The organism is Curtobacterium sp. NPDC090223, assembly GCF_044746585.1.
In the GTDB taxonomy this organism is placed as follows: Bacteria; Actinomycetota; Actinomycetes; order Actinomycetales; family Microbacteriaceae; genus Curtobacterium.
Genome location: NZ_JBIVCN010000001.1, coordinates 349,292 through 363,436 on the forward strand (window position 1 = coordinate 349,292; position 14,145 = coordinate 363,436).

At 69.6% G+C, this 14,145-nt stretch carries 9 protein-coding genes; 6 read left to right on the top strand and 3 right to left on the bottom strand.

What is annotated here, in order from left to right:
• Positions 1-12 precede the first annotated feature (12 nt).
• Positions 13-876, bottom strand: coding sequence for a type I methionyl aminopeptidase (map, locus tag ACIPJY_RS01600; RefSeq protein ID WP_400460296.1), 864 nt, complete (start codon positions 874-876; stop codon positions 13-15).
• Between the two features lie 131 nt (positions 877-1,007).
• Between map and ACIPJY_RS01605 the strand changes: the two genes are divergently transcribed.
• Positions 1,008-1,184 (top strand): SPOR domain-containing protein, encoded by a 177-nt coding sequence (locus ACIPJY_RS01605; RefSeq protein ID WP_400460294.1) that lies wholly within the window; start codon positions 1,008-1,010, stop codon positions 1,182-1,184.
• On the opposite strand, the gene ACIPJY_RS01610 is transcribed toward ACIPJY_RS01605, so the two are convergent.
• Entirely contained in the window at positions 1,181-2,944 is a 1,764-nt protein-coding gene (locus ACIPJY_RS01610) for an NAD+ synthase (RefSeq protein ID WP_400460292.1), read from the bottom strand. The genes ACIPJY_RS01605 and ACIPJY_RS01610 overlap by 4 nt on opposite strands.
• A 61-nt stretch (positions 2,945-3,005) precedes the next feature.
• Here ACIPJY_RS01610 and glnA (ACIPJY_RS01615) point away from each other — a divergent pair, with 61 nt between their 5' ends.
• The 5 genes from glnA (ACIPJY_RS01615) to ACIPJY_RS01635 all read left to right on the top strand — a co-directional run bounded on the left by glnA (ACIPJY_RS01615) (position 3,006) and on the right by ACIPJY_RS01635 (position 12,389).
• Positions 3,006-4,343, top strand: coding sequence for a type I glutamate--ammonia ligase (glnA, locus tag ACIPJY_RS01615; protein WP_400460290.1), 1,338 nt, complete (start codon positions 3,006-3,008; stop codon positions 4,341-4,343).
• Between the two features lie 37 nt (positions 4,344-4,380).
• The gene (locus ACIPJY_RS01620; RefSeq protein WP_400460288.1) at positions 4,381-7,332 is read left to right on the top strand and encodes a bifunctional [glutamine synthetase] adenylyltransferase/[glutamine synthetase]-adenylyl-L-tyrosine phosphorylase; all 2,952 of its coding nucleotides are present in this window, start codon (positions 4,381-4,383) and stop codon (positions 7,330-7,332) included.
• A gap of 503 nt (positions 7,333-7,835) precedes the next feature.
• Positions 7,836-9,431, top strand: a complete 1,596-nt coding sequence (locus ACIPJY_RS01625) for a glycosyltransferase family 2 protein (protein WP_400460286.1) — start codon at positions 7,836-7,838, stop codon at positions 9,429-9,431.
• Positions 9,424-10,956 carry a glycosyl hydrolase gene (locus ACIPJY_RS01630; protein ID WP_400460285.1) on the top strand — a complete coding sequence of 511 codons (1,533 nt, stop codon included), beginning with the start codon at positions 9,424-9,426 and terminating at the stop codon, positions 10,954-10,956. Before ACIPJY_RS01625 ends, ACIPJY_RS01630 begins: the two co-directional genes overlap by 8 nt.
• Positions 10,953-12,389, top strand: coding sequence for a UDP-glucose dehydrogenase family protein (locus ACIPJY_RS01635; protein ID WP_400460283.1), 1,437 nt, complete (start codon positions 10,953-10,955; stop codon positions 12,387-12,389). Before ACIPJY_RS01630 ends, ACIPJY_RS01635 begins: the two co-directional genes overlap by 4 nt.
• A 229-nt stretch (positions 12,390-12,618) precedes the next feature.
• Here the strand turns inward: ACIPJY_RS01635 and glnA (ACIPJY_RS01640) are convergent, their stop codons facing one another.
• The gene (gene glnA, locus ACIPJY_RS01640) at positions 12,619-14,043 is read right to left on the bottom strand and encodes a type I glutamate--ammonia ligase (protein ID WP_400460281.1); all 1,425 of its coding nucleotides are present in this window, start codon (positions 14,041-14,043) and stop codon (positions 12,619-12,621) included.
• Positions 14,044-14,145: the final 102 nt, after the last annotated feature.

A 14,145-nucleotide genomic window follows, 5' to 3' on the forward strand; every position in this document is an offset into this window, starting at 1 on the left:
GAGCGGTGCCTTTCAGGAGACGGTCAGGAGTTCGGCGCCACGGTCCGTGACGACGAGGGTCTGTTCGAACTGTGCGGTCCAGGACTTGTCGCGCGTGCTGACGGTCCAGTCGTCGGCCCAGATGTCGGCCTCGATCCCGCCGAGCGTGAGCATCGGCTCGATGGTGAAGACCATGCCGGGCTCGATGACGGTGTCGTACTGCGGCGCGTCGTGGTGCGGGATGATCAGCCCCGAGTGGAAGGCCCGGCCGACGCCGTGGCCCGTGTAGTCGCGGACGACGCCGTAGCCGAAGCGCTTCGCGTAGGACTCGATCGCGCGTCCGATGACGTTCACCTGCCGACCGGGAGCGACCGCGCGGATGCCGCGGTTCATCGCCTCCTCTGTGCGGGTGACGAGGTCGACGACCTCCGGTGCTGCCTGCCCCACGACGAACGTGCGGTTCGTGTCGCCGTGCATGCCGTCCTTGTACGCGGTGATGTCGATGTTCACCAGGTCGCCGTCCTGCAGCACGGTGTCGTCCGGGATGCCGTGGCAGATCACCTCGTTCACCGAGGAGCACAGCGACTTCGGGTACCCGCGGTAGCCGAGCGTCGAGGGGTACGCCCCGTGCGCGACGATGAACTCGTGGCCGATTCGGTCGAGCTCGTCGGTGGTGACACCCGGACGGATAGCGGCTCCCACGGCGTCGATCGCCTGCGAGGCGATGCGGCCCGCGGTGCGGATCAGCTCGACCTCGTCCGGGGTGTACGTGTCGCCGAGGCCGTGCTCGTGCGGCTCCACCCGGCCGACGTACTCCGGCCGCTCGATGTCCTTCGGGACGGGCCGCTGCGGAGAGATGCGGCCGGCAGTCAGGTGTCCGTGTTCGTCCCGGGGCATGCGCTCCACTCTAGCCGCGCGGGCACGGCCTCCGGACCCGCGGTACGACACCCGCGCGGGCACGGCCTCCGGACACGCGGTACGGCACCCGCGCGGGCACGGCCTCCGGACCCGCGGGTACGGTGGAGCGCATGAGCGACGAGCGCATCGAGTCCCAGTGGTGGTTCAACGAGAAGACCCACACGGTCGAGCAGGGGCCGCAGTCCCCCCAGCGCGACCGGATCGGCCCGTTCGAGACGCGTGAGGAAGCGCAGCACGCCCTCGAACGCATCGCGGCCAACAACGACAAGTGGGACGAGGAGTCCTAGGCGGCACCAGGGCCCGAGGGTCGGTAGGTGATCGGCAGCCGCCGGTCCCGACCGAACGCCATGCCGCTGATCTTGGGCCCGATCGCACCCTGCCGGCGCTTCCACTCCGAGCGGTCCACCAGGCGTGTGACCTCGGCCACGACGTCCGCGTCGAAGCCCGCGGCGACGATGTCCGCCGCGCCCTCGGCCCGCGTGACGTAACGGTCCAGGATCGCGTCGAGCACCTCGTACGGCGGCAGGCTGTCCTGGTCCTCCTGCCCCTCACGGAGCTCCGCGGACGGCGGCTTCGTGATCGAGTTCTCCGGGATCGGCTCGGTCTCGCCGCGTGACGCCGCGAGCGCGTTCCGCCACCGGGCGAGCTCCCACACGGTGGTCTTCGGGACGTCCTTGATCGGTGCGAACCCTCCGACCGAGTCCCCGTAGATCGTGGAGTACCCGACCGCGAGCTCGGTCTTGTTCCCCGTGGTCAGCACGAGGTGCCCGTCCAGGTTCGACAGCCCCATCAGGATCAGGGCCCGGACCCGCGCCTGGATGTTCTCGGCGGCGAGACCGGTCAGCGCCAGCTGTGCGTCGAACGGTGCGACCAGGTCGGCGATCGGCTCGGTGCGGTACCGCAGGCCGAGCCGCGCCGCGACGTCGTCGGCGTCGGACACCGAGTGCGACGAGGACCACCGCGACGGCATCGAGACCCCGACGACCTGCTCCGGGCCGAGTGCGTCGACCGCGATCGCCGCGCACACGGCGGAGTCGATCCCGCCGGAGAGCCCGAGGACGACCGACCGGAACCCGTTCTTCCGCACGTAGTCGCCCGTGCCGAGCACGAGCGCGTCCCAGATCGCGGCGAGGTCGGACGGCAGGACGGCCACGTCCCGGGGGAGCGCCGGACGCTCGGCGAGCGAACCCGGTGTCGAGTTCGGGGTGTCGAGCGCGACCCGCTGCACGTGGTCGGTGACGAGGGCCTCGGTCCGGGCCGGCGCCGGGTCGACGTCCACGACGAGCAGGTGCGTCCGGAACTGCGGCGCCCGCGCCAGGATCGTGCCGCGCTCGTCGACCACGACCGAGTCGCCGTCGAAGACCAGGTCGTCCTGCCCGCCGACGATGTTGACGTAGGCGACGATCGTGTCCGACTCGGTCGCCCGGCGCGTGACCAGCGGCAGCCGGACCTCGTCCTTGTCGGCCACCCACGGCGACGCGTTCACCACGAGGAGCAGCCCGGCGTCGGCGTCGAGCACCCGGGCGACGGGGCCGCCGTCCCGCCAGAGGTCCTCGCAGATGATGACCGCCACGTCGACGTCGGCGATCCGGGCGACCAGCAGGTCCGACCCGGGGATGAACACCCGGTACTCGTCGAACACGGAGTAGTTCGGCAGGTGGTACTTGGCCGTGGTGGCCACGACGCGCCCGTGCTGCAGGATGCTGGCGCAGTTCTTCGCGATGGCGGTCGGCGCGGTGCTGACGTCGACCGGGCGCGGCTCGAACGGGCCGTCCGGGTGGCCGACGACGACCGGGACGTCCCCGAGCCCCTCCTCGGCGAGGCGCGCCGCGAGCGACGTCACGGCGGCGCGTGCGGCGCGGAGGAACGACGGCCGGGACGCCAGGTCCTCGATCGGGTAGCCGGAGATCGCCATCTCACCGGCGGCGACGAGGTCGGCGCCACGCGCGGCGGCCGTGCGGACGGCCTCGACGATCCCGGCGGCGTTCCCGTCGAGGTCACCGACGACGGGGTTCGTCTGGGCGAGTGCCAAGCGGAGACGGGGCATGACCACTAGCCTATTGAGCACGGTCCCCGGAGGGCCGTGGTGGAACGCGGAAAGGGCGTGCATGGACAAGCAGACGGACTTCGTGCTCCGCACCATCGAGGAGCGGGGCATCAAGTTCATCCGACTCTGGTTCACGGACGTCATCGGGACGCTGAAGTCCGTGGCGATCGCCCCGGCCGAGGTCGAGGGCGCGTTCGCCGAGGGCATCGGCTTCGACGGCTCCGCGATCGAGGGGCTCAGCCGCTCGTACGAGGCCGACGTGCTGGCGCACCCGGACCCCTCGACGTTCCAGATCCTGCCGTGGCGCGGCGAGATCGACCCCACCGCGCGGATGTTCTGCGACATCGCGACGCCGGACGGGCAGCCCGCCGTCGCCGATCCGCGCAACGTCCTGAAGCGCACGCTGGCCAAGGCGAGCGAGCGCGGGTTCACGTTCTACACGCACCCCGAGATCGAGTTCTACCTGCTCAAGGACCGCGACTGGAAGGACGGCGGCCCGAAGCCCGTCGACCAGGCCGGCTACTTCGACAACGTCCCCGGTGGCAGCGCCCACGACTTCCGTCGCCGCGCCGTCCGGATGCTCGAGGACCTCGGCATCTCGGTGGAGTTCAGCCACCACGAGGCCGGCCCCGGCCAGAACGAGATCGACCTCCGCTACGCCGACGCACTGACGATGGCGGACAACATCATGACGTTCCGCACGGTCGTGAAAGAGGTCGCGATCGAGCAGGGCGTCTACGCGACGTTCATGCCGAAGCCGATCTCCGGGCAGCCCGGCTCCGGCATGCACACGCACGTGTCGCTGTTCGAGGGCGACCAGAACGCCTTCTACGAGCCCGGCGGCGAGTACCAGCTCTCCCCGACGGCCAAGCACTTCATCGCCGGCCTGCTCAAGCACGCGCCGGAGATCACCGCGGTCACGAACCAGTTCGTGAACTCGTACAAGCGCCTCTGGGGTGGCGACGAGGCCCCGTCCTTCGTGACGTGGGGCCACAACAACCGCTCGGCACTCGTCCGCGTCCCGCTGTACAAGCCGAACAAGGGCCAGTCCTCGCGCGTGGAGTACCGCGGCATCGACTCCGCGGCGAACCCCTACCTGGCGTACTCGCTCATCCTCGCGGCCGGCCTCAAGGGCATCGAGGAAGGCTACGAGCTCCCCGCCGAGGCCGAGGACAACGTCTGGGGCCTGACCGACTCGGAGCGCAAGGCCCTCGGGTACGCGCAGCTCCCGGCCAGCCTCGACCACGCGCTGTCCCTGATGGAGGACTCCGAGCTCGTCGCGGAGACCCTCGGCGAGCAGGTGTTCAACTTCGTGCTCCTCAACAAGCGGCAGGAGTGGCAGCGCTACCGCGACCAGGTGACGCCGTTCGAGCTCGACACCAACCTGGGCATGCTCTAGCGCTCATGAGCAGCTCCGCGACGACCCCAGCCGCAGCATGACCGGCCGGACGAAGACGTCGCGTTCCGAGTTGGCCCGGCTCGGCTTCGCGGACCTCTCGGAGAGCCTGGAACGACTGACCGAGCTGCACGACCGGTTCGGTTCCGACCTGCGGGTCACGGTGCACGAGTGGCCGGGGCTCTGGGAGACCACGGCTGATCCCGACGGCGCGCTCCGACTGTTGGAGCGGCTGATGGAGTCGCACCAGGACGCGCTCCGCCCCGTCCTGGCGGACGACGCGGCGACCGAGCGCCTGGTGCGCCTGCTCGGCGCCTCGGTCGGGCTCGGCGAGTTCTTCCAGCGGCGGCCGTCCGAACTCGCGCTGCTGCTCGAGCCGGTCACCGAACCGTGGACGCAGGCCGCGTACACGGCGTCCCTGACCGAGGCCGTCGACGGTGCGACGGGTGAGCCGGCCCGGATGCGCCTCCGCGTCCGGTACCGCCGGCACCTGGCGCAGATCGCCCTGTTCGACGTCCTGAACGTCTCGCCGACCCAGGCGTTCCCGGCCGTCGCCGCCGGACTCGCCGACCTGGCCGGCGCCGCGCTCGACGTCGCGGTCGACGTGGCCCGCCGTGAGGTCCCGTTCCCGGCCGAGGACGTCGCCGCCACCCCGCTGGCGGTGATCGCGATGGGCAAGGCCGGCGCCCGCGAGCTCAACTACGTCAGCGACGTCGACGTCATCTTCGTGACGGAACCCACGGACACGATCGACACGGACAAGGCCGTCCGCATCTCGACCCGGATCGCGATCGCCGCGACCCACGTCATCACGGACCTCGCCGCCGAACCCGCATTGTGGGAGGTCGACGCGAACCTCCGGCCAGAGGGCAAGGACGGCGCGCTGGTCCGGACGCTCGACTCCCACGTGGCCTACTACGAGCGCTGGGCCAAGGAGTGGGAGTTCCAGGCCCTGCTCAAGGCGCGCCCGATCGCCGGGTCCGCCGACCTCGGGGAGCGGTACGCGGTGGCGGTCGCCCCGTTCGTCTGGCGGTCCTCGAAGCGCCCCGGGTTCGTCGAGTCCGTGCAGCGGATGCGCGAGCGTGTCACCGACAACATCCCGGACGCCGAGGTCGACCGGCAGCTGAAGCTCGGTCCCGGCGGCCTCCGCGACGTCGAGTTCACGGTGCAGCTCCTGCAGCTCGTGCACGGCCAGGACGACGAGCGCGTCCGCGTCCGGTCCACCCTCGAGGCGATGGACGCCCTGACCGAGGCCGGCTACGTCGGTCGCCCCGAGGCGGCTCGGTTCGGTCCGGACTACGCGCTCCTGCGGGTGCTCGAGCACCGGATCCAGCTCCGTCGGCTGCAGCGCACGCACCTGATGCCCTCCGACGAGGACGAACTCCGCGTCCTGGCCCGGTCGAGCGGTCTCGCGACCAGTGCGTCGGCGCTCGAGACCCGGTGGCGCTCGGTGAAGCTCGAGGTCCGCGGGCTGCACGAGCGCCTGTTCTACCGCCCGCTGCTGTCCGCGGTCGCGGCGTCCGACGGCGGCATCGTGCTGACGAGCGAGCAGGCCAGGAACCGCCTCGGCGCGATCGGCTTCGTCGACCCCGACGGCGCGCTCGGCCACATCCGCGTGCTCACCCAGGGCACCTCGCGCCGCGCGGCGATCCAGCGGAACCTGCTGCCCGTCCTGCTGCGGTGGATGGCGGAGGGACCGGCACCGGACCGCGCGCTCCTGGCCTTCCGCCGCCTCAGCGACACCCTGGGGGAGTCCAGCTGGTTCCTCCGCATGCTCCGTGACTCCTCGGGCGCCGCGCACAGCCTGACGACCGTGCTGTCCGAGTCGGCGTTCCTCTCCGGGCTCCTCGAACGCTTCCCCGAGGCCGTCGCGTGGCTCGACGAACCCGAGACGCTGCTCCAGCCCCGGCCGCTCGCGTCGCTGCTGTCCGAGATGCGGGCGACCACCGGCCGGCACGGCGACGACGTCGATGCCGCGGCCAGCCTGATCCGCTCGATCCGCCGGCGGGAGACCCTGCGGCTCGGCATGGCCGCCGCACTCGGCCGGCTCGACGTGGACCAGCTCGGCCCGGCCCTCAGCGACATCACCGAGGCGACGCTGACCGGCGCGCTCGCCCTCGCACGGCGCGACGCCCCGGACGACCTCGAGTTCGGCGTCATCGCGATGGGGCGGTACGGCGGCCGCGAGCTCGGCTTCGGCTCGGACGCCGACGTGCTCTACGTCTACCGCGCACCCGCGGACGCCGGTGAGACCGCACCCCGAGCGGCACAGGTGATCGTGCGCGAGCTCACCCGCCTCACCGAGGACGCCATCTACCCGTTCGACCTCGACATCGACCTGCGGCCGGAGGGCAAGAACGGACCGGTCGTCCGGACGCTCGAGTCCTACGGCGCGTACTACGCCCGGTGGTCCCTGACGTGGGAGGCCCAGGCGCTCCTCCGGGCCCGCGGCGCCGTGGGCGACGAAGCACTCCTGCGGGACTTCGAGCACCTCGCCGACCGCACCCGGTACCCCGAGCAGATCGCCGAGCGCGAGGTCCGCGAGGTCCGGCGGATCAAGGCCCGCGTCGAGTCCGAACGCCTGCCGCGTGGCGCCGACCCGGCCCGGCACCTCAAGCTCGGTCGTGGCTCCCTCAGCGACGTCGAGTGGTTCGTGCAGCTGCTCCAGCTGCAGTACGCGCTGACGGTGCCGGCACTCCGCACCACCTCGACGCTCGACGCGCTCGACGGCGCCGTCGCCGAGGGACTGGTGACACCGGAGGACGGCGAACGCCTGGCCGCCGCCTGGCGGTTCGCCTCCCGCACCAGGAGCGCCCTGGTGCTCTGGTCCGGCAAGACCACCGACGTGCTGCCGGTCGACCGGATCCAGCTCGAGGGCGTCGCACGGCTGATGGAGTACCCACCAGGGTCCGCCACCCGCCTGGAAGAGGACTACCTCGGCGTCACCCGTCGTGCACGACAGGTGTTCGAGCGGGAGTTCTACGGCGACTGAGCCGCGCGACACGCCCGAGGTGCGGCGTTCGACCGGAAGATGACATGTCGTCGGAGGTTAAATCTCCGTGACGCGAACCGTCCCCCGATCCGGGCCGCCCTGTACCCCGTTGTGCGACGCCTTTCGGACCGTTACCGAACCGTTGCGAACTCTGCGGACAACCGCAACCGGCGGTGCGGACGCACCGGGTGACGCGTTACGGAACCATGCTGTGACCTGGGATTCTCCGACGAGCCGAGCCGAGCCTCCAGGCCGCGTGACCGGCTGTCGCCCCCACGTGACCCGCTTGTTGCAGTCCGCACATGTGCTGACAGCATCCGGGAGGACAGGAGTAGTGGGGCCGGTGGGGGACTCCGGTGTACCCCGTAACGCATTGGTAACACCCCCAGAGGGGGGTCACGTTGCCAGGCGTGCCTCCGAGATGCATGAATGGGGTCACCCGAACCGACCCCCGATTTCCCGATGGCGCGGAATCACCACCCCGAACGTTGAAGCAGGGATCGATGTTCACTTTCATTCTGCAGATCAGGCAGATGGTCGACGGGCACCCCGAGTTCTACCTCTTCGCCGTGTACTCCATGGTGATCTGGTTGCTCTGGTTGCTCAAGGTCGTCCTGTCCGCCCGTTACCGCCCCTTCACCGGCACGTACACCGGGACGACGAGTGTCGTCGTCCCCGTCGTGGACGAGCCACTCGACCTCTTCCGGGACGTCATCGGCCGCATGGTCGAGCAGCGCCCCGGCGAGATCATCGTCGTCATCAACGGCGCACGCAACGAGGCCCTCGAGGAGGTCTGCGACGAGTTCGCCCCACTCGTCCGCTGGACCCACACCCCGATCCCCGGCAAGCGGAACGCCGTCAAGGTCGGCACCGAGATGTCGAACGGTGACATCACCGTCCTCGTCGACTCGGACACCGTCTGGACCCCCGGCACGCTCGAGGAGCTGCTCCGCCCGTTCGCCGACGAGTCCGTCGGCGGCGTGACCACCCGGCAGCGCATCCTCGAGCCGACCCGCTCCTGGATCACCCGCTGGGCGGACTGGCTGGAGAACTCGCGCGCGCTCTACTCGATGCCCGCGCAGAGCGTCCTCGGCCAGATCGGCTGCCTGCCGGGCCGCACGATCGCGTTCCGCCGGAACATCCTCGTCCGCGTCATGGACAAGTTCATGGGCGAGAAGTTCATGGGCGTCTTCCTCGAGGTCTCCGACGACCGCACGCTGACGAACCTGACCCTCAAGGAGGGCTACCGGACCGTCTACCAGTACACGTCGCTCGTGTACACGGACGCTCCGCTCCAGGTGAAGAAGCTGTTCAAGCAGCAGCTCCGCTGGGCCCGCGGCTCGCAGTACAACACGCTGCGCATGATGCCGTGGATGCTCGGGCACGCCCCGCTGCTGGCCCTCTTCTTCATCACCGACATCATCCTGCCGTTCATGCTCTTCGGCGTGATCGCGGGCTGGATCTACCGCGCGATCACCGGCCAGGGCGAGAACCTCTACCAGGGGATCCTGCACCAGTACGGCTTCTCGACGGGCTTCGTCTACGTCGCCGGCCTGATGGTCGTCTCGAGCGTGCTGAGCATGGCGATCCGGCAGATGCGGCACCTGGCGGAGAAGCCCAGCGACTTCTTCCGCCTGCCGATGTTCATCATCGTGTCGACGTTCTTCCTCATGCCGATCCGGCTCATCGGGTTCTTCCGACTGGCCCACGCCAGCGGCTGGGGGACCCGTGCGGGTGCCTACGCCGGCGGCCCGATGGAGACCGAACCCGCGCAGCCGCAGCCGGTCGTGGCGCAGACCCCGGTCAGCCCGGTGGACCGTGCCGCGTACGCCACCGACGACGCGTACGACCAGGCCGCAGCGGACCGGGCGTTCGACGACATCTTCGGGGCGGGCGCCGGCACGGCGACCGGTCTGGACGTCTCGACGAACTCCACCACCACCGTCCTGGCGACCCGTCGTGAGGCGGCGGCAGCTGCCGCGGGTGCCCCCGCCGTGGCCGCCGCGCCCGCGAAGGTGCGTCGCTACAACCCCTACGCGGCGATCCCGTACGTGATCGGCATCGCCATCTTCGCTCTGGAGGCTCTCGCCATTGTCTGACCTCTTCCGCTCCACCAGCACGTGGTGGGCACCCTCCAGCAAGCACGCCAAGCGCACCGCGGTCGGCACGGCCGCTATCGTCCTGGCACTCGCACTCATCACCTGGTCCGTCTGGATCTCCCCGTCCAGCCCCGTCTCCACCGCCGTCCACCACGCCCTCGGCGTGAAGACCGCGCAGGAGAAGGCGGTCGACGCGGCCGCGCTGCAGAAGAAGCTCGACGCGGCGCAGGAGCAGATCTGGAAGCTCGAGGGGCAGCTCAAGTCCTCGACGGCCCAGTCCGGGTCGCGTGGTGACCAGGTCGCCCAGCTCAAGGCACAGATCGCGTCGCTGCAGTCGCAGCTCGGCTCCGCGAAGGCGGCCGCCGGTTCCGGCAAGAGCGGGACGGGAGGCTCGTCAGGCTCCGGCACGTCGGGTTCCGGTTCGTCCGGGTCGGGTTCCGGCTCGGGGTCCGGATCCGGCACCGGCTCCGGTTCCGGGGGCGGCGTCACCAAGCCGAACACCGGCCCGTCCAAGGACCCGTCGACCACCACCCCCGTGGCGGTGCCGACGAAGGCCGAGATCATGGCGCAGCCGACGCGCTGGTACGGCCTGTACACGGCGCAGTCGCCCTTCAACTGGGCGGAGTACGACCAGGTCTCGCAGCAGGTCGGCAAGGCCACGAACATGGTCGGGTTCTTCCAGGGCTTCGACCAGGACTTCAACGCCAGCGCCGTGAACCGCGCGTGGGCGAACGGCCGACTGCCCCTCATGACGTGGGAGTCCGCGCCCGCGCAGACCGGCAACGACCAGAAGTACGTCGCCGGGTACACGAACCAGGACATCATCAGCGGCAAGTTCGACGCCTACCTGACCAAGTACGCCAAGGCGCTCAAGGCGAACGGGCAGCCGATGGTCATCCGTCTCGACCACGAGATGAACGGCTCTTGGTACAACTGGTCCGAGGGCACGGCGCAGCAGAACGCGCAGGGCTCCTACGTGGACATGTGGCAGCACGTGCACAAGGTGTTCGCGGACGCCGGCGCGAACGACTACGTCATCTGGAACTGGGCCCCGAGCCGCATCGACAAGCTCGGCAACACGAAGTACCAGACCCTCGCGTACATGAAGGAGTACTACCCGGGTCCCGACAACGTCGACTGGGTGGGCATGAGCGGCTACTACCGTGACGCCTCCGAGACCCCGTCATACCAGAACACGTTCGGCGCCACGGTCGACCAGCTTCGCCAGGTCGCCCCGGGGAAGAAGATCCTCCTCAGCGAGATCGGCGCGACCGAGACGGGGACCTCCGTCTCCAGCGGGCAGAAGGCGAAGTGGATGACCTCGCTCTTCGACGCCCTCGCCGATCCGGCGAACGACGACGTCATCGGGTTCTCGTACTTCAGCGAGACCGCCACCACCGTCGTCGACGGAGTCCGCTCCACCAACGACTGGCGACTCAACTCGCGCTCCGACAGCCTCCAGGCCTTCGTGGACGGCATCAAGCGCACCGACATCGACTACGACCTGCAGGAGGTCACCAAGTGAGTGCTCCGAAGAAGCCCCAGTCCTCGTCCACCACCCCCGACGTCCGTCCGGCACCCGTGATCAGCGTCATCGGCACCGGGTACCTCGGTGCCACCCACGCGGCCGCCATGGCCGAGATGGGCTTCGAGACCATCGGCGTGGACGTCGACCCCGCCAAGCTCGCCGCGCTCTCCGCCGGCGAGGTCCCGTTCTACGAGCCCGGGCTGCCCGAGCTCATCACGAAGCACGTCGCGACCGGTCGTCTCCGGTTCACGGCGGACATCGCGGAGGCCGTGGCCGCGGCCGACGTGCACTTCGTCTGCGTCGGCACCCCGCAGAAGGCCGGGTCGCACGCCGCGAACCTCGCCTACGTGGAGAGCGCCACCCGGGGCGTCGCCGAGAACCTCACCCACCCGGGCCTCATCGTCGGCAAGTCGACGGTTCCGGTGGGCACGGCCGCCCGGCTCCGCGGCATCGTCCGCGAGTTCGCGCCGTCCGGCATCACCGCCGAACTGATCTGGAACCCGGAGTTCCTCCGCGAGGGCAAGGCCGTCGACGACACGCTGCACCCGGACCGCCTGGTCTGGGGTGGCGCCTCGGAGGCCGCCGACGCCGTCATCCGCGAGGTGTACGCCGCCCCGATCAGCGAGGGCACCCCGGTCATCACGACGGACCTCGCGACCGCCGAGCTCGTCAAGGTCAGCGCCAACGCGTTCCTCGCCACGAAGATCTCGTTCATCAACGCGATCTCCGAGATGTGCGCGATCACCGGCGCGGACGTCACGACCCTCGCCGACGCCCTCGGGCACGACGCCCGCATCGGCCGGAAGTTCCTGAACGCCGGGCTCGGTTTCGGCGGCGGCTGCCTGCCGAAGGACATCCGCGCGCTGATGTACCGCGCGAACGAGATCGGCGCCGGTCAGGTCGTCGGCCTCATGCAGCAGGTCGACGAGATCAACATGGGCCAGCGCCAGCGGGTCATCGACATGGCGATCGAGTCCGCCGGCGGGTCGGTGCTCAACCGTCGCGTCGCGGTCATCGGGGCGGCGTTCAAGCCGCTCACCGACGACGTCCGTGACTCGCCGGCGCTCAACGTCGCGGCGGCACTGCACCTGCGCGGCGCCCAGGTCACGCTCTGGGACCCGGAGGCCATGGACACCGCGAAGCGCTCCTTCCCGACGTTGAGCTACACGACGTCGATGACGGACGCGATCGAGGGCGCCGACATCGTGCTCGTCCTCACCGAGTGGGACGACATCATCGAGGCGGACCCGGTCGCGCTCGCGAACATCGTCGGGCGTCGAGAGGTCATCGACGCGCGCAACTGCCTCCCGGTCGAGAACTGGGTCAAGGCGGGGTGGACCGTCCGTTCCCTGGGACGTCCCACTCCGGTCACGGGTGCACCCGTGAGCGTGGCGGCAGGGACCTACGACTCGTTGGCCACGAGCCGCTAGTCCTCGCAGCAGACGGGGCTCGTGCCGGGGCGGCGCGGGCCCCGTTCGCGCGCCCGGGGGCGTGCGGGGCGGTCGTTCCGCGCGTGGGTTGTCGAAACGCGCGTAGGTGGTCGTTCCTTCCGACTGCCTACGCGCGATTCCCCTTCCCAGTGCGGGTGTTGTGGGTTCGATCGTGACATGGGAAGGGCCCCACACCTGATGGTGCGGGGCCCTTCTCGTGGTTCGGAGATCAGACGCCGAAGTACAGCTCGTACTCGAACGGGTGCGGGCGCTGCGCGAGCGGGAGGATCTCGTTCTCGCGCTTGTAGTCGATCCAGGTCTGGATGAGGTCCTCGGTGAAGACGTTGCCCTTCGTGAGGAACTCGTGGTCGGCCTCGAGCGCGTCGAGGGCCTCGTCGAGGGAGCCCGGGACCTGGGGGATGCCCTTGGCCTCCTCCGGGGGGAGCTCGTAGAGGTCCTTGTCGACCGGCTCGTGCGGCTCGATGCGGTTCTGGATGCCGTCGAGGCCCGCCATGAGCTGCGCCGCGAAGGCGAGGTACGGGTTGCCCGAGGCGTCCGGCGCGCGGAACTCGATGCGCTTGGCCTTCGGGTTCGTGCCCGTGATCGGGATGCGGATCGCCGCGGAGCGGTTGCCGGCCGAGTAGACCAGGTTGACCGGGGCCTCGAAGCCCTTCACCAGGCGGTGGTACGAGTTGATCGACGGGTTCGTGAAGGCGAGCAGCGCCGAGGCGTGCTTCAGGATGCCGCCGATGTACCAGCGCGCCAGGTCGGAGAGACCGCCGTAGCCGTTCTCGTCGTAGAACAGCGGCTTGCCGTCGCTCCAGAGCGACTGGTGGGTGTGCATGCCCGAGCCGTTGTCACCGAAGAGCGGCTTCGGCATGAACGTGGCGACCTTGCCCCACTGGTCCGCGGTGTTCTTGACGATGTACTTGAACTTCAGGATGTCGTCCGCGGCGTGGACCATCGTGTCGAACTTGTAGTTGATCTCCTGCTGGCCGCCGGTGCCCACCTCGTGGTGCGAGCGCTCGAGCTCGAAGCCCGCCTCGATCAGCTTGAGGGTGATGTCGTCGCGGAGATCGGCGGTCTTGTCGACCGGCGAGACGGGGAAGTAGCCGCCCTTGTACGGGGTCTTGTTGGCGAGGTTGCCGCCCTCTTCTTCACGACCGGTGTTCCAGGCGCCCTCTTCGGAGTCGACCGCGTAGAAGGACTGGTTCTGCGTCACCGAGTAGCGCACGTCGTCGAAGATGTAGAACTCGGCCTCGGGGGCGAAGAACGCGGTGTCCGCGATGCCCGTCGACGCCAGGTACTTCTCCGCCTTCTTGGCGACCTGGCGCGGGTCACGGCCGTAGATCTCGCCGTTGCGGGGGTTGTAGATGTCGAAGATCATGATCAGCGTGCGCTCGGCGCGGAACTGGTCGATGTACGCCGTCGTCACGTCAGGGATGAGCTGCATGTCGGACTCGTGGATCGACGCGAAGCCGCGGATCGAGGAGCCGTCGAAGAGCTGACCGACCGAGAAGAAGTCCTCGTCGACCGTGGACGCCGGGATGTTGAAGTGCTGCTGAACGCCCGGCAGGTCGGTGAAGCGGATGTCGAGGAACTTGACGTCCGTGTCCTTGATGAAGGCCAGGACCTCGGAGGAATCGCTGAACATGTGTGTCGATCTCCTGGGGGTTGGGTGATGTGGAGGTGCCGCGGGTGCACCCTCCGACGAGGCTATTGACACGGGGTTTCCCGGACGTGACTGGGTTGTTTC